The sequence below is a fragment of the Streptomyces sp. NPDC013157 genome (assembly GCF_042899865.1).
Taxonomy (GTDB): domain Bacteria; phylum Actinomycetota; class Actinomycetes; order Streptomycetales; family Streptomycetaceae; genus Streptomyces.
On sequence record NZ_JBIBAK010000008.1, the window covers coordinates 164,453 to 180,174 of the forward strand.

Genomic DNA, 15,722 nt, shown 5'->3' on the forward strand with positions numbered 1-15,722 from the left:
GCCTACGCTCCCGGGACCTCCTCGGTGGTCCACTCCAAGGTCACCTTCCACGTGGACCTGGACGACGCCCTGCCCACGACCGCCAGGAACTGCCCGGTGTCGAAGGAGACGTCGCACCCGAATTCGACCGTCGCCTTCGACGCTCCCGTCTCCCGGAGCCGCGTGCCCATCGCGCGGGCCACCGCCGTGAGGCCGTCGAGGACCGGGTCGAGACTGGGGCGGCGCCAGCCGATCTCCTGTTCCTCGCCCAGGGCGAGTGCCGGCACGCCTTCGCCGGGAGCCACCGACATCAGGATCGTCTGGCCGTCGATGTCGACCGGGACCGTCGTCCGCGTGCCCTCGTCCACTGGCTTCCCCCGTAACAGACCTCAGGTAGACGGCTCATCGTAGCGAGCGGCCGCCCCCGTGCTGCCCCGTACCGTCAGCCGGGGCACCGGCACCCGTACCGCCCGGGCCGAGCCGCCGTCCAGCAGGGCGGTCAGCTCGCGTGCCGCCGTGCGGCCGAACTCCGTGCTGTCGCGGGAGAGGGCCGAGAGCCAGGGCTTGACCATGCGGCACAGGGCCGAGTCCTCCCAGGAGACGACGGAGACGTCGTCCGGTACCGCATAGCCGAGTTCGGCCGCCGCCGCGACCCCGGCCACCGCCATCACGTCGTTGTCGTAGATCAGGGCCGTCGGGTGCGGGGTCGCGCGCAGGACCCGGCGGGTGACGGCCGCGCCCTCGGCGTCGGAGTAGTCGGTGGTGACCGAGTGGACCTCGCCCAGGCCCCGTCGTTCGGCCTCGGCGCGCAGGGTGCGGATCCGCCGCTGGGTGTGCGCGAGGCCGGGCAGGCCGGCGATGTGCACGATGCGCCGGTGGCCGAGACCGGTCAGCTCGTCGACCACCGAGGCCATCGCGGCCGCGTCGTCCGCCCAGACCGTGGAGAGTTCGGGGTGGCGTTCGTCGGGGGCGCCGCCGATCACCACGGCGGGCAGGCCCAGTTCGTCGAGGAGGTCGGGGCGGGGGTCGTCGGCGCGCGGGTCGACGACCAGGACGCCGTCGACGCGGTGCTCCGCCCACCAGCGGCGGTAGACCGCGCACTCGTCGGCCACGTCCTCCGCCATCTGGAAGAGCAGACCGAGATGGCGTTCGGCGAGCACCTCCTGGATGCCCGAGACCAGTTGGAGGAAGAAGGAGTCCACACCCAGCGAGTGCGCGGGGCGGGCGAGGACGAAGCCGACGGTGGCCGCGCCCTCGCCGGAGAGGGCGCGGGCGGCCGTGCTGGGACGCCAGCCGAGCTGTTCGGCCACCCGCTGGACCCGGGCCCTGGTCGTCTCGGAGACCCCGGGGCGGCCGTTGAGCGCGAAGGAGACCGCGCTCTCGGAGACTCCGGCGCGGCGCGCGATGTCCTTCATCGTCGGCCGGCGCGCGGGGACGCGTTTCTCCGCCAACTCACTTCCTCATTCGGCTCGGGACCGTGACCTGCTAATGCGCTTGAGTCGCCATACCCTAAAGCGCATTAGCGATCCGTGGCAATACGTTCGTAACACCTTTCTGAGCAGGGGTTTTGAGCCACTAATGACTTTAGCTGCGCCGAATCCATTGACGTGCTGCCAAAACGGCGTGCAAGGTCTGGCGCGGCACCTTCGGCCGACCCCGCTGCAAAGGAGCAACGGACCATGCGCATCTCCCGCAGAGCCTTCGCCCTCGCCGCTGCCGCCGTCCTCGCCCTGCCGCTGAGCGCCTGCGGTTCCGGGGGCGACGACGGCGGTTCCACCGACGCCTCGGGCAAGGTCGAGGGCGACATCACCTTCCAGACCTGGAACCTGCGCGCCAACTTCAAGTCGTACTTCGACGGCCTGGTCGCGGACTTCGAGAAGAAGTACCCCGGCACCCATGTGAAGTGGATCGACCAGCCGGCCGAGGGCTACGCCGACAAGATCAGCGCGGACGCGGCCGGCGGCACCCTCCCCGACGTCGTCAACGTCTCGCCGGACCTGGTCGCCCCGCTCGCCAAGGCGGGCCTCGCCCTCGACCTGGACAAGGCGGCGGCCAAGTACAAGTCCGAGTACCTGGCAGGCGCCTGGGCCAGCCACCAGATACCGGGGACCAGCGGGACGTACGCCTTCCCCTGGTACCTGAACACCGGGCCGCTCTTCTACAACAAGACGCTGTTCACACAGGCCGGACTCGATCCGGAGCAGCCGCCGAGGACGTACGACGAACTCTTCGCCGACGCGCTGAAGATGGCGCAGCAGAGCGGCGGCAAGGTCGCCACCCTCGCCAACGTGCCGACGATCGAGGACTTCGGCCGGTACGGCTCGCAGCTGATGAACAAGGCGGGGACCGGGTTCGCCTTCAACGACGCGAAGGGCGTCGAACTGCTCACCAAGTACAAGGAGTTGTACGACGCCAAGGCGCTCGACCCGCAGGCGCTGACCGCGACCCCCGAGTCCACCGGCAAGAAGTTCCTCACCGGGGCCGTCGCCATGAACCCCGGCAGCGCGCTCGACCTGGACAACTTCAAGAAGCAGGCGCCGAGCCTGTACAAGAACATCGGCATCACCGACCAGATCACCAGCACCGGCCACGTCAACATGTACGTGATGGGCGTGATGGTCAACTCCCGGACCAAGCACACCGCGGCCGCCGTCGCCTTCGCGCACTTCGTGACCGACGCGCAGAACCAGATGTCCTTCGCCAAGAAGGTCGCCATCTTCCCGAGCACCGCCGGCTCCCTCGACGACCCGTACTTCACCAAGGAGGACGGCACCGACGAGACCCGGGTGCGCATCGCCGCCGCCAAGTCGCTGAAGAACGCGGTCAACTACACGCCGGTCCTGTTCAGCGACCAGATGAAGACCGCGCTGCGCAACGAGGTCGCCAAGACGCTGCAGGGCAAGGAGAGCCCCAAGGCGGCCCTCGACAACGCTGTCAAGGCCTGCGACCGCCTGCTCCAGCAGGAGGGCTGACGACACGATGGCCGGCGTGACTCGCGTGCGGCGCCAACTGCCCACCAGCCCCTGGCTGTTCGCCGCCCCCGGGCTGCTGGTCGTCGGCGCCTTCGTGCTCTACCCGTTCGTCTCGACGGTGGTCAACTCCTTCACGGACCGCCGCACCCTGGTCCCGGGCCGCTTCGTCGGCCTCGCCAACTTCCGTGAGCTGATCCACGACGACATGTTCTGGACCGGCCTGCGCAACAGCACCCTGTACATCGTGGGAGTGGTGCCCGCCCTCGTCGTCCTGCCGCTGCTGCTCGCCCTGCTGGTGCAGAAGAACATCCCGGGCATCACCTTCTTCCGGTCCGCCTTCTACACCCCGGTCGTCGCCTCGGTCGTCGTGGTCGGCCTCATCTGGGTGTGGCTCCTCGACGAACGCGGCCTGGTCAACTCGCTCCTCGAGACCGTCGGGATCGGCCGGGTCGGCTTCCTCAGCGACCAGTGGCTGCTCCTGCTGAGCGCGATGGCGGTCACGGTCTGGAAGGGTCTCGGCTACTACATGATCATCTATCTGGCGGCGCTCGCCAACGTGCCGCGTGAGCTGCACGAGGCCGCCGCCGTGGACGGCGCCGGAGCGGTCCGGCGCTTCCTCACCGTCACCGTGCCCGCCGTCCGCTCCACCATGGTGCTGGTCGCCGCGCTCTCCTCGGTCGCCGCCTTCAAGACGTTCTCCGAGGTCTACCTGCTGGCAGGCCCGGACGGCGGCCCGGCCGGCGAGGACACCACCCTCGTGATGCTCGTCCAGCAGACCGGCACCGGACTGACCGGCCGGGTCGGCTACGCTTCGGCGCTCTCCGTCGTCGTCTTCGTGGTGACGGTGGCGCTGATGCTCCTCGTGCTGCGCGCCGACCGGAGGGAGCGGACATGACCCTCACCGAGGAACGCGTGCGGACCGTGCCCCCGGGGAAGGAGGCGTGCGTCACCGACGAACACGGCCGCCGCATCCGGATCGGCGAACTGGTCCTGCGCTACGCCCTGTTGCTGCTCGTCCTGGCCGTCACCGTCGGCCCGTTCCTGTGGCAGCTGTCCACCTCGCTCAAGGGACCGACCGAGGACATCTTCAGTTCGCCGCCCAGCTTCCTGCCGGAACACCCCACGCTGCACAACTACCGACGGGTCGCCGACACCATCCCCGTCTGGGACTACGCCCTCAACTCCCTGAAGGTCGCGAGCGCGAGCGTGGTGACCAACTGCGTCGGCTCGGCACTCGCCGGGTACGCCCTGGCCCGGCTGCGCTACCGGGGCCGCCGGATCGCCACCCTGGTCTTCATCCTCGCGATGCTCGTGCCGGTGGAGGGCATCATCATCGCCCAGTTCACCACCATGCGCGAACTCGGCCTCAACAACACTCTGATCGGCGTCGTCCTGCCCGGCTCGATCGGCGCCATGAACGTGCTGCTGATGCGCAACGCCTTCCTCAACCTGCCCTACGAGATCGAGGAAGCGGCCTACGTCGACGGCGCCAACGTCTGGCAGCGGTTCCTGCGGATCGCCCTGCCGTCGGTCAGGGGCACCGTCGCCGTCGTCGCGATCTTCGCCTTCATGGGCGCCTGGGACGACTTCCTGTGGCCCCTCATCGTGCTCAGCGACCCCTCCAGGTTCACGCTCACCATCGGCCTCAACTACCTGCACGGCACCTTCGCCAACGACGAGCGCCTCGTCGCCGCCGGCACGGTGATCGCCGTGGCTCCGCTCATCGCCCTGTTCGCCTGCCTCCAGCGGTACTTCTTCCGGGGCGTCGGCGAGGGAGCCGTCAAGGGCTGACCCCCGTCAATCGCCAGCAAGGAATACGCATGCCTCCTGCCGTGCGCTTCGGCGTCAACTACACCCCCAGCGAAGGGTGGTTCCACCACTGGCTCGACTTCGACCTGGACTCGGTACGCGCGGACCTCGACTCGATCGCCGCGCTGGGGCTCGACCACATCCGGGTCTTTCCGCTGTGGCCCTACTTCCAGCCGAACCGCTCCCTGATCCGGCCGCGCGCCGTCGAGCAGCTCGTCGCCCTCGCGGACGCGGCGGCCGAGCGCGGCCTGGACGTCAACGTCGACGGCCTGCAGGGGCACCTGAGCAGCTTCGACTTCCTGCCCGCCTGGACCCGCACCTGGCACCGGCGCAACCTCTTCACCGACCCGCAGGTCGTCGAGGGCGAGGCCGTCTACCTGCGCACCCTCGCCGCGGCCCTCGCGGACCGGCCCAACTTCATCGGGATGACCATCGGCAACGAGGTCAACCAGTTCGCCGCAGGCCCGCACCCCGATCCCGACCGGATCAGCGAAGGGGACGCGGAACGGTGGCTCGTACGGCTGCTCGCCGCCTGCGCCGAGGGCGCCCCCGGCGGACTGCACCTGCACGCCTCCTACGACGCCGCCTGGTACCAGGACGACCAGCCCTTCACCCCCGCCCACTCCGCCCGCCTCGGCGCGGTCACCGCCGTGCACTCGTGGGTGTTCGACGGCACCGCCCAGCGGCACGGCCGCGCCGCCCTGCAGACCGAGCAACACGCCGCCTATCTGGTCGAGTTGAGCAAGGCCTGGGCCGAGGACCCGCACCGGCCCGTCTGGCTCCAGGAAGTGGGCGCGCCCGCGCCGCTGATCCCCGCCGAGCACGCGGCCGCCTTCGCCGAGGCGACGATCACCGCCGTCCTCGACTGCCCCGACCTGTGGGGCATCACCTGGTGGTGCTCCCACGACGTCAGCCGGACCCTCGCCGACTTCCCCGAACTCGAATACGGGCTCGGCCTGTTGACCAACGACCGCAAGCCCAAGGACATCGCCCACGTCCTCGCGGCAGCCGAGCCCGCGGCGGCGCGGACGCGCGGCACCGCACTCGTCGTGCCCGCCGACCCGGCCCTGCGCTCCCAGAACGCCCCCGGCGGACCCGTCTTCGACGCCTGGTTCCGGCTCGCCGCCGACGGCGCCCGCCCCACCACCGTCCTCGACACCCACGCGGCCGACCGGGACCATCTCACCGCGCGCGGCATCACCGAGGTCGTCACCCCCGACCAGGTACTCCCCACCCCACAAGGAGGCACCCGCTCGTGAACCCCAGCAGACGCACCGTCCTCATCGCCGCCACCGCGGCCGCCTTTTTACCCACCCCCGCCATGGCCGCCGCCCAGCAGGCCGGCGAGGCCGCCACCACGGCCACCCCGCCGTACGCCTCCTACTTCTACCCGGACTCGTTCCCGTCCGGCAGCCCGGGCACCGGCATCACCTGGCGCAGCCTGAAGGCCTGGACGGCGGCCGGCGACCCCGACCTCGCCTTCAACGCGGCCTCCATACCGCTCGCCATCCGCTTCACCCCGACCCCCGCCAACACCACCGCCCGCTCCGGGCAGGCCCGCATCCAGGCGCTGGTGTCCTTCGGACCGACGTCCGGCAACCCCTCCCAGGGCTCGGCCACCGCCGACTACTACGCCCTCACCCACTGGGCCTACCTCGACGAGCTGGTCTTCTGGGGCGGCTCGGCCGGAGAGGGGCTGATTCTCGCCCCGAACGCGCCGATCGTCGACGCGGCCCACCGGCACGGCGTACCCGTCCTCGGCAACATCTTCCTGCCGCCCACCGCCTACGGCGGCCAGCTCCAGTGGACCCGCGACCTGGTCCAGACCGACGCCACCGGCCACTACCCCCTTGCGGCCCAGCTCGTCGCCCTGGCCGCCGCCTACGGCTTCGACGGCTGGTTCGTGAACGCCGAGACCGGCGGCGGCAACACCGCCCTCGGCACCGCCATGCTCGGCTTCGTCACCGAGCTCACATCCCTCGCGGCGGCCCGGGGACAGCGGGTCACCTGGTACGACGCGATGACCGTCAACGGCACGGTCAGCTGGCAGGGCGCGCTGAACAGCCAGAACCAGGCCTTCTTCCAGGCCGCCGACGACATCTTCGTCGACTTCCGGTGGAGTGCCTCGACCCTCGCGTCGTCGGGCGCGAAGGCGGTGCAACTCGGGCGCAGCCGCTACGAGTTGTGGGCCGGGGTGGACGTCGAGTCCAACGGCTCCAACACTTCCGTGAACTGGGACGCGATGGTGCCCAGCGGCTCGGCGCACATCACGTCCGTCGGCTTCTACCGGCCCGAATGGACCCGCAACCACCTGCCCGCGAGCCGTACTCCCGGCGACTTCCACGCCGCCGACGACCGGTTCTGGACCGGGCGGTCACTGGACCCGACCCGGCCGGACAGCACGGACCCGTGGCGGGCGCCGGCCGTGTCGGTGGCGGACCGGTCGACGGTGTCGGCGGTGCCGTTCGCGAGCGTCTTCAACACCGGGCACGGCTTGCGCTGGTACGAGGAGGGCGAGGTCACCTCGGACACGGCCTGGAACCACCTCGGCCTGCAGGACCGGCTCCCGTCCCGGCGCTGGGCGGTACGGACGGCCGGCACCCGGCCGGCCGTGACCTTCGACTTCGCCGACGCCTGGCGGGGCGGCAGCAGCGTCCTGGTGGACGGGGCCCTGGACCAGCCCGTGGTGCTGGACCTGTACGCGACCCGGCTGCCGATCACGGCACAGACGGTTGTCGAGCTGACGTACCGGACCGACGCTGGAGGCGTGGACGTCGAGCTGGCCATCGCCACCGCCGAGCCGGGCAGCGCCGGCACGGCACCGCCGTACACCTATCTGCCGGTGGACCCGGGCGACGGCTGGTCGACCGCGACCGTCCCGCTCACCGGACTCTCCGGCACGGTCCACGCCCTCGGCGTCCGCCTCACGGCGACCGACGGGCCGGTCCGGTGGCGGCTCGGCGGAATCGCCGTACGGGAGGGGACGAACACCCCCGCCGCTCCCGCAGACCCGCGGATCACCGCGGCCGACGGCGGAAACCTGCGCCTCGCCTGGGGCACGGCCTCCGGCGCCGTGCGCCACTACACCCTGCACCGCCTCCTCCCCGACGGCACCCGGCGCTTCCTCGGCGCCACCGGCCAGCGCGCCTATTTCCTGACCGGCCTCCAGCCGGAGCAGGGCGAGACGACGGCACGGTTCGAAGTGCGCGCGGTAGGGGAGCTGTACACCTCGTCGGACCCCGTGACCGTCACGCACACCTGGTAACCGGTAACCAACAAACGGAGCACCCCACATGCATGACGACCGCAGCCTGGTCGAAGCCCGCCTGAGGCGCGTCCTCGACGAGCGCATCCGCCCCGCCGTGTACCCCGAGTCCGTGCCGCTCGACGTCGCGGTGTGGCACGCGCCCGGCGAGCCCGTGCCGGTCGACGAGGGGCTCGCGGCCGAGCCCGAGCCGATCGCGGTGGGCGCCCGGTGGGGTGCTCCGTGGGGCACCAGCTGGTTCCGGGTGACCGGAACCGTCCCCGCGGAGTGGGCCGGGCGGACCGTGGAGGCCCTGCTCGACCTCGGCTTCGACGAGAACATGCCCGGCTTCCAGTGCGAGGGCCTGGTCTACCGCCCCGACGGCACCCCGGTGAAGGGTCTCAACCCGCGCAACCAGTGGGTCCGCGTCGGCGCCCCCGTCGAGGGCGGCGAACAGGTCCGGCTGCACGTCGAGGCCGCCTCCAACCCCGTCATCCTCGACTACCACCCGTTCCGGCCCACCTGGCTCGGCGACAAGGACACCGCCGGGCACGAACCGCAGTACACGCTCACCAGGATGGATCTCGCCGTCTTCGACGAGACCGTGTGGCAGCTCGTCATCGACCTGGAGGTGCTCGGCGAGCTCATGGCCGAGCTGCCGGCCGACGCGCAGCGCCGCCACGAGATCCTGCGCGCGGTCGAACGGGCCCTGGACGCGGTCGACCTCCAGGACGTGAACGGCACGGCGGCCCAGGCCCGTGCCCGCCTCACCGACGTCCTCTCCACCCCCGCCGTGCCCTCAGCGCACCGGATCAGCGCGGTGGGGCACGCGCACATCGACTCGGCGTGGCTGTGGCCGCTGCGCGAGACGGTCCGGAAGGTGGCCCGCACCACGGCCAACATGACCGCCCTCATCGAGGACGAGCCCGACTTCGTCTTCGCCATGTCCCAGGCCCAGCAGTGGGCGTGGGTGAAGGAGCACCGGCCCGAGGTGTGGGCGCGGGTGAAGAAGGCGGTCGCCGAGGGGCGGTTCGTGCCGGCCGGCGGGATGTGGGTGGAGTCGGACACCAACATGCCGGGCTCGGAGGCGATGGCCCGTCAGTTCGTGCACGGCAAGCGGTTCTTCCTCGAGGAGTTCGGCGTCGAGAACGACGAGGCGTGGCTGCCCGACACCTTCGGCTTCGCCGCCGGACTCCCGCAGATCATCAGGGCGGCGGGCTCGACCCGGCTGCTCACCCAGAAGATCTCCTGGTCCCAGACGAACAAGTTCCCGCACCACACCTTCCAGTGGGAGGGCATCGACGGCACCCGGATCTTCACGCACTTCCCGCCCGTCGACACCTACAACTGCTCCATGAAGGGCAGCGAACTCGCCCACGCGGCCCGCAACTTCAAGGACAAGGGCCGCGCCCGGCACTCCCTCGCACCCACCGGGTGGGGCGACGGAGGCGGCGGCACCACCCGCGAGATGGTCGCCAAGGCGGCCCGGACCCGGGACCTGGAGGGCTCGCCGACGGTCGTCTGGGAGACCCCGGAACAGTTCTTCGACAAGGCCGAGGCCGAATACCCGGACCCGCCCGTCTGGGTGGGCGAGCTCTACCTGGAACTGCACCGCGCCACCCTCACCAGCCAGGCGAGGACCAAGCAGGGCAACCGGCGCAGCGAACACCTCCTGCGCGAGGCCGAACTGTGGGCGGCGACGGCGGCCGTACGCACCGGATTCCCCTACCCGTACGAGGAGTTGGACCGGATCTGGAAGACGGTCCTGCTCCACCAGTTCCACGACATCCTGCCGGGTTCGTCGATCGCCTGGGTGCACCGGGAGGCGAGGGCGACCTACCAGCGGCTCGCGACCGAACTCGACCGGATCATCGGCGCGGCCCAGCGGGCCCTGGCGGGGGAGGGCGACCGGCCGCTGCTGTTCAACGCGGCACCGCACGGCCGGGGCGGCGTCCCCGCCGGAGGCGCGGCGCAGGAGCAGCCGTCCGGCGAGGTGACCGTGTCGGACCGGCCCGAGGGCGGACACATCCTCGCCAACGGCCTGCTGCGGATCGAGATCGACGCCCGCGGCCTCGTCGTGTCCGCCTACGATCTCGACGCCGACCGCGAGACCATCGCCCCCGGCACGGCCGCCAATCTCCTCCAGCTCCACCCGGACTTCCCGAACATGTGGGACGCCTGGGACGTCGACGCCTTCTACCGCAACGCGGTCACGGACCTCACGCAGACCGACGAGCTGACGGCCGGCGAGGAGGGCGTCCGGATCGTGCGGTCCTTCGGCTCGTCCCGGGTCACCCAGGTGCTGTCGCTGGCACCGGGGGAGCGTCGGCTGCTGATCGACACGGAGGTCGACTGGCACGAGACGGAGAAGTTCCTGAAGCTGGCCTTCCCCCTGGACGTGCACGCCGAACGGTACGCGTCCGAGACCCAGTTCGGTCACTTCCACCGCCCGACCCACACCAACACCTCGTGGGAGGCGGCGAAGTTCGAGGCCTGCAACCACCGCTTCGTCCACCTGGAGGAGCCGGGCTGGGGCGTGGCGATCGTCAACGACTCGACGTACGGCCACGACGTCACGCGCAGCGTCCGCACGGACGGCGACAAGGGTACGACGACCACGGTCCGGGCCTCGCTCCTGCGCGCCCCCCGCTTTCCCGACCCCGAGACCGACCAGGGCATCCACCGCTTCCGGCACGCACTGGTACCGGGCGCGGGGATCGGAGACGCGGTCCGGGAGGGCTGGCGGATCAACCTGCCGGAGCGCCGGGTGACGGGAGCCGACGACGTCGCTCCGCTGGTCACGGTCGACAACGACGCGGTCGTCATCACCGCGGTGAAACTGGCCGACGACGGCAGTGGCGACGTGGTGGTCCGCTTCCACGAGGCTCACGGGGGCAGGGCCCGCGCTTCGTTGACCGCAGGCTTCGAGGTCGCGGACGTCACGGCTACGGACCTCTTGGAGCGCCCGCTCCCGGACGCACCGGAGCACGTCGGCAACCGTGTCGGACTGCGCCTGCGCCCCTTCGAGTTGATGACTTTGCGACTCCGGCGAGTCTGAAGCCCCGTCAGGGGCGCGGGGAACTGCGCGACCAGCCACGACGGCGCCGCAGTCGGCCGACGGCATTTCGCGGCACTTCCAGCGGAGCGCTCCATGCGGTGTGACGACTGCGGGTGCGTGGGGACTGGTCGCGCAGTTCCCCCCAGCCGAAGGCGGGGGGTGCCCCCCGTACCCCTTCGGGGCGCGTCCGCTCAGGTGCCGAGCTGTGCGCGCAACCACTCCTCGACCTCACCGACATGGGCAGCCGCCGCAGCCCTCGCCGCCTCCGGATCCCGGGCGACGAGGGCGCGGTGGATCGCCGCATGCTCCCGCCGCGTCCTGTCGAACGCCCCCTCCTCCTCGTACCCCCGCCACACCCGCGCCCGGAACGTCCGCGACGAGAGCCCCTCCAGGATCGCGGCCATCGTGTCGTTCCCCGCGGCCGCCGCGATCACCCGGTGGAACGCGAGGTCGTGCGCGAGGATCTCCTCGGGATCGTCCGTCGCGTTCATCGCCGTGAGGTGATTCTCCACCTCCGCCAGCTGATCGGCCGTGATCCGCGCGGCGGCCAGCGCCGTCGCCGTCGACTCCAGTACCCGCCGCACCTCCAGCAGCTCCACGAGCCGCGGCCCGCGTGACAGGTCGGCGACCACGCCGAACGTCTCCAGCAGGTCACCCGCCTCCAGCTGGGTGACGTAGATGCCGGAGCCGTGCCGGGCCTCCAGCACGCCCAGGACCGTCAGCGCGCGGATCGCCTCGCGCATGGAACTGCGGGACATGCCCAGCTGGGCGGCGAGATCCCGTTCTGTAGGCAGCCGCTGGCCCGGCTCCAGGCGGCCCTCCGCGATCATCGCCTTGATCCGCTCGATGGCGCGCTGCGTCACCGTGCCCTTCTGTGGCGCCGTCTCGTCCACACCGCTCCTCCTGTCGCCGGTGCGCCGAAGTCTAACCAGCGAGGTGGTCCGACCACTACGGCTCATTGGGCGGGAAATTAGCGTCTGTGGGGTGTTGAAAGGGCTGAGTGGTCTGATAAGTATGCGGGCATCTGCTCGAACACGCTCGATGAGGAGCTGCCAAGATGCCCGGCAGAACACTGAGGAAGCGGAACAGGTCCCGGATCATCGGCGCGACGGCCGTGGCCGTCGGAGCCTCGCTCGCGCTCGCCGCCTGCGGCAGCACCAAGGACACCGGCAGCGGCAGCGCCGGTGGCGGTGGCACCGGCAAGGTCGGGGTGATCCTGCCCCTGCTGACCTCGCCGTTCTGGCAGTCGTACAACGACTACGTGCCCAAGATGGCGAAGTCCGAGGGCGTGGACGCGCTGAAGACGGTCAACTCCAACAGCGACCCCTCGCAGCAGATCACCGACATCAACAACGAGCTGAACCAGGGTGTGAAGGGGCTGGTCGTGGCCCCGCTGGACAGCGCCGCCATCGAGGCCGGGCTCGACCAGGCCGAGCGCAAGGGCGTGCCGGTGGTCGCCGTGGACGTGGCGCCCGACAAGGGCAAGGTCGCCATGGTGGTCCGCGCCGACAACGTCGCCTACGGCGAGAAGGCCTGCGAGTACCTCGGCGCGCACGTCACCAGCGGCAAGGTCGTGCAGATCATGGGCGACCTGGCCTCGGTCAACGGCCGTGACCGCTCCGAGGCGTTCCGGTCCTGCGTGAAGAAGAAGTACCCGAAGCTCAAGGTCCTGGAGATCCCCGCCAAGTGGGAGTCCGACACGGCCGCCTCCCAGCTGGGCACCCTCCTCAACGCCAACCCCGACATCAAGGGCATCTACATGCAGGCCGGCGGTGTCTACCTCGCCCCGACCCTGCAGACCCTGAAGTCCAAGGGCATGCTCAAGACGGCCGGGCAGAGCGGGCACATAGTGATCGTCTCCAACGACGGCATCCCGCAGGAGTTCGACGCCATCCGCAAGGGCCAGATCGACGCCACCGTCTCCCAGCCGGCCGACGCCTACGCCAAGTACGGCATGTACTACATCAAGGCGGCGATGGAGGGGAAGACGTTCAAGCCGGGTCCGACCGACCACGACTCCACGATCGTCAAGCTGTCGAACGGGATCCTGGAGGACCAGCTGCCCGCGCCCCTGGTCACCAAGGACAACGTGGACGACCCGAAGCTCTGGGGCAACACGGTCAAATGATCACGCCACTCGTTGAGGCCCGGGACATCGTCAAGCGGTACGGCCCCACCGTCGCCCTCGCCGACGGCCGGCTCACCGTCCTGCCGGGCGAGTCCCACGCCCTCGTCGGCCGCAACGGCGCCGGCAAGTCCACCCTGGTCAACGTCCTCACCGGCCTCCAGGCCCCGGACGAGGGCACGGTCCGCTTCGACGGCGAGCCCGCCCCCGCGCTCGCCGACCGGGATGCCTGGCGGCGCAAGGTGGCCTGCGTCTACCAGAAGCCGACCGTCGTACCGGAGCTGACGGTCGCCGAGAACCTCTTCATCAACCGGCAGCCCCTGCGCCGGGGCTTCATCAGCTGGCGCCGGCTGCGCAGCGAGGCGGCCGCGCTCCTCGACACCTGGGACGTGCACGTCGACCCCGAGGCGCGCACCGCCGACCTCAAGGTCGAGGACCGTCAGATGGTGGAGATCGCACGGGCGCTGAGCTTCGGCGCGCGGTTCATCGTCCTCGACGAGCCGACCGCGCAGCTCGACAACCGTGAGATCGAGCGGCTGTTCAGCCGGATGCGGGCGCTGCAGGACTCGGGCGTGACCTTCCTGTTCATCTCGCACCACCTCCAGGAGGTGTACGAGGTCTGCCAGACCGTCACCGTGCTCCGCGACGCCCGCTGGATCATCACCGCCCCCGTCGCCGACCTGCCCAGGGCCGCCCTGGTGGAGGCGATGGCGGGGGAGGCGGTGACCGGGCAGGAACAGCTGCCGCGGGACGCGGTGCCCGCCGGAGCGCCCGTCGTCCTCAGCACCAGCGGGCTCACGTCGGAGTCGTACGACGGCATCGATCTCACCGTCCGCAGCGGCGAGGTCGTCGGCCTGGCCGGCACCAGCGGCAGCGGCAAGATCGAACTCGCCGAGACCATCGCCGGGTTGCGCACCCCGACCGGCGGGAGCGCACAACTGCAGGAGAAACAGCTGCCGTTCGGTGACGTGCGGGCCGCGCTCGGGGCCGGCGTCGGCTTCGTGCCCCGCGACCGGCACGACCAGGGACTCGTGGCCGGCATGAGCATCGGTGACAACGCCACCATGACCGTCCTCGACTGGCTCGGCCGCGGCGGGTTCGTCGGCACCGACCGCAAACGCGGCTTCGCCACCGGACTGATCGAGCGCCTCGACATCCACGCCGAGGGCCCCGACCAGCCCGTCTCCGACCTGTCCGGCGGCAACGCGCAGAAGGTCGTCATGGCCCGCGCCCTCGCCTCCGACCCCCGGCTGCTGGTCCTGGTCAACCCCACCGCGGGCGTCGACGTGAAGTCCAAGGAGTCCCTGCTGGCCCGCGTGGACAGCGCCCGTGAGGACGGCACCGCCGTGCTGGTCGTCTCCGACGAACTCGACGACCTGCGCCGCTGCGACCGCGTCCTCGTCCTCTTCCACGGCCGGATCGTCGCCGAACACCCGGCCGGCTGGCACGACCACGAGCTGATCGCCTCCATAGAAGGAGTGGACTCCATGCCCGAAGGAGTGGACCATGGCTGAGACCAAGGCCCCGCCGCTCACCCCGGTGCGCTCCCCGGACCCGCGCGCGGCCCGCACGGTCATCCTGCGCCGGGCCCGTGAACTCGCTCTCGTCCCGGCCCTGTTGCTGTTGATGGTGCTCGGCGCGGTGGTCAACGACTCGTTCCTCACCGAGCGCAACCTGATCTCCATCCTCGGCGCCTCCGCCGCCCTCGCGATGGTGGTGCTCGCCGAGTCACTGGTCCTGATCACCGGCAAGTTCGACCTCTCCCTGGAGTCGGTCGTCGGCATCGCGCCCGCCGTCGGCGCCCTCCTCGTCCTGCCGTCGGCCGAGTCCGGCTGGGGCACCGAGTTCCCCGCCGCCCTCGCCATGGTGGCGATCCTGGTCGTCGGCGCGGCCGTCGGCGCCTTCAACGGCATCCTGGTCGTCAAGTTCAAGCTCAACGCGTTCATCGTGACGCTGGCGATGCTGATCGTGCTGCGCGGCGTGCTGGTCGGCGCGACCAAGGGCAAGACGCTGTTCGGGATGCCCGACAGCTTCTTCACCCTGGCCACCTCCACCTTCCTCAGCGTCCCCATGTCGGTGTGGCTGGCCGCGGTCGCCTTCGCGGTCACCGGGCTCGTGCTGAAGTACCACCGCGTCGGCCGCGCCCTGTACGCCATCGGCGGCAACGCCGACGCGGCCCGCGCCGCCGGTATCCGCGTCGACCGGGTGATGCTCGGGGTGTTCGTGGTGGCCGGTGTCCTCGCCTCCGTCGGCGGGATCATGCAGACCGGGTACGTGGGCGCGATCAGCGCCAACCAGGGCAACAACATGATCTTCACGGTCTTCGCCGCGGCGGTGATCGGCGGTATCAGCCTGGACGGCGGCAAGGGCACCATGTTCGGCGCCCTGACCGGCGTACTCCTTCTGGGTGTCGTGCAGAACCTGCTCACCCTGGCGCAGGTGCCGTCGTTCTGGATCCAGGCCATCTACGGCGGCATCATCCTCGTCGCCCTCATGATCGCCCGTGTCACCACGGGACGGGCCCAGGACTGACCG

The 15,722-nt window shown here is 70.7% G+C and carries 12 protein-coding genes; 9 read left to right on the forward strand and 3 right to left on the reverse strand.

Translation table 11 applies throughout. The features are described 5' to 3' along the window. Window positions 1-2: 2 nt before the first annotated feature. The gene (locus ACFY6U_RS24325) at window positions 3-347 is read right to left on the reverse strand and encodes a CU044_2847 family protein (protein WP_390041363.1); all 345 of its coding nucleotides are present in this window, start codon (window positions 345-347) and stop codon (window positions 3-5) included. A gap of 21 nt (window positions 348-368) precedes the next feature. After that, the gene (locus ACFY6U_RS24330; RefSeq protein WP_390041769.1) at window positions 369-1,394 is read right to left on the reverse strand and encodes a LacI family DNA-binding transcriptional regulator; all 1,026 of its coding nucleotides are present in this window, start codon (window positions 1,392-1,394) and stop codon (window positions 369-371) included. A gap of 264 nt (window positions 1,395-1,658) precedes the next feature. On the opposite strand from ACFY6U_RS24330, the gene ACFY6U_RS24335 reads away from it, so the two are divergent. Genes ACFY6U_RS24335 through ACFY6U_RS24360 form a run of 6 tightly spaced genes read left to right on the forward strand, consistent with a single transcriptional unit; the run spans window position 1,659 to window position 11,062 of the window. Beyond that, a complete protein-coding gene (locus ACFY6U_RS24335) occupies window positions 1,659-2,951 on the forward strand; it encodes an ABC transporter substrate-binding protein (RefSeq protein ID WP_390041365.1) in 1,293 nt (430 codons plus the stop codon). Window positions 2,952-2,958: 7 nt separating this feature from the next. Next, a complete protein-coding gene (locus ACFY6U_RS24340; RefSeq protein WP_390041367.1) occupies window positions 2,959-3,846 on the forward strand; it encodes a carbohydrate ABC transporter permease in 888 nt (295 codons plus the stop codon). After that, window positions 3,843-4,742, forward strand: coding sequence for a carbohydrate ABC transporter permease (locus ACFY6U_RS24345; protein WP_390041369.1), 900 nt, complete (start codon window positions 3,843-3,845; stop codon window positions 4,740-4,742). The genes ACFY6U_RS24340 and ACFY6U_RS24345 overlap by 4 nt, the downstream gene beginning before the upstream one ends. 29 nt (window positions 4,743-4,771) lie before the next feature. Further along, complete coding sequence (locus ACFY6U_RS24350) at window positions 4,772-6,019, forward strand: glycosyl hydrolase (RefSeq protein WP_390041371.1); 1,248 nt, start codon at window positions 4,772-4,774, stop codon at window positions 6,017-6,019. Beyond that, window positions 6,016-8,025, forward strand: coding sequence for an endo-beta-N-acetylglucosaminidase (locus tag ACFY6U_RS24355; RefSeq protein ID WP_390041373.1), 2,010 nt, complete (start codon window positions 6,016-6,018; stop codon window positions 8,023-8,025). The genes ACFY6U_RS24350 and ACFY6U_RS24355 overlap by 4 nt, the downstream gene beginning before the upstream one ends. Window positions 8,026-8,053: 28 nt before the next feature. After that, on the forward strand, window positions 8,054-11,062 hold the full coding sequence (locus ACFY6U_RS24360; RefSeq protein WP_390041375.1) for an alpha-mannosidase: 3,009 nt from the start codon (window positions 8,054-8,056) through the stop codon (window positions 11,060-11,062). Between the two features lie 191 nt (window positions 11,063-11,253). Here the strand turns inward: ACFY6U_RS24360 and ACFY6U_RS24365 are convergent, their stop codons facing one another. After that, a complete protein-coding gene (locus ACFY6U_RS24365; protein WP_390041377.1) occupies window positions 11,254-11,955 on the reverse strand; it encodes a FadR/GntR family transcriptional regulator in 702 nt (233 codons plus the stop codon). 164 nt (window positions 11,956-12,119) lie between these two features. Between ACFY6U_RS24365 and ACFY6U_RS24370 the strand changes: the two genes are divergently transcribed. Genes ACFY6U_RS24370 through ACFY6U_RS24380 form a run of 3 tightly spaced genes read left to right on the forward strand, consistent with a single transcriptional unit; the run spans window position 12,120 to window position 15,719 of the window. Next, complete coding sequence (locus ACFY6U_RS24370; protein WP_390041379.1) at window positions 12,120-13,190, forward strand: sugar ABC transporter substrate-binding protein; 1,071 nt, start codon at window positions 12,120-12,122, stop codon at window positions 13,188-13,190. Further along, the gene (locus tag ACFY6U_RS24375; RefSeq protein WP_390041381.1) at window positions 13,187-14,701 is read left to right on the forward strand and encodes a sugar ABC transporter ATP-binding protein; all 1,515 of its coding nucleotides are present in this window, start codon (window positions 13,187-13,189) and stop codon (window positions 14,699-14,701) included. Before ACFY6U_RS24370 ends, ACFY6U_RS24375 begins: the two co-directional genes overlap by 4 nt. Next, on the forward strand, window positions 14,694-15,719 hold the full coding sequence (locus ACFY6U_RS24380) for an ABC transporter permease (protein WP_390041383.1): 1,026 nt from the start codon (window positions 14,694-14,696) through the stop codon (window positions 15,717-15,719). Before ACFY6U_RS24375 ends, ACFY6U_RS24380 begins: the two co-directional genes overlap by 8 nt. The last annotated feature ends 3 nt before the right edge of the window (window positions 15,720-15,722 follow it).

What these genes read in the sequence shown, in the direction of transcription:
- ACFY6U_RS24330 (WP_390041769.1), bottom strand. Translation starts at nt 1,394, where the DNA reads ATGAAGGACATCGCGCGCCGCGCCGGAGTCTCCGAGAGCGCGGTCTCC.
- ACFY6U_RS24375 (WP_390041381.1), top strand. Translation starts at nt 13,187, where the DNA reads ATGATCACGCCACTCGTTGAGGCCCGGGACATCGTCAAGCGGTACGGC.
- ACFY6U_RS24345 (WP_390041369.1), top strand. Translation starts at nt 3,843, where the DNA reads ATGACCCTCACCGAGGAACGCGTGCGGACCGTGCCCCCGGGGAAGGAG.
- ACFY6U_RS24335 (WP_390041365.1), top strand. Translation starts at nt 1,659, where the DNA reads ATGCGCATCTCCCGCAGAGCCTTCGCCCTCGCCGCTGCCGCCGTCCTC.
- ACFY6U_RS24360 (WP_390041375.1), top strand. Translation starts at nt 8,054, where the DNA reads ATGCATGACGACCGCAGCCTGGTCGAAGCCCGCCTGAGGCGCGTCCTC.
- ACFY6U_RS24350 (WP_390041371.1), top strand. Translation starts at nt 4,772, where the DNA reads ATGCCTCCTGCCGTGCGCTTCGGCGTCAACTACACCCCCAGCGAAGGG.
- ACFY6U_RS24370 (WP_390041379.1), top strand. Translation starts at nt 12,120, where the DNA reads ATGCCCGGCAGAACACTGAGGAAGCGGAACAGGTCCCGGATCATCGGC.
- ACFY6U_RS24340 (WP_390041367.1), top strand. Translation starts at nt 2,959, where the DNA reads ATGGCCGGCGTGACTCGCGTGCGGCGCCAACTGCCCACCAGCCCCTGG.
- ACFY6U_RS24380 (WP_390041383.1), top strand. Translation starts at nt 14,694, where the DNA reads ATGGCTGAGACCAAGGCCCCGCCGCTCACCCCGGTGCGCTCCCCGGAC.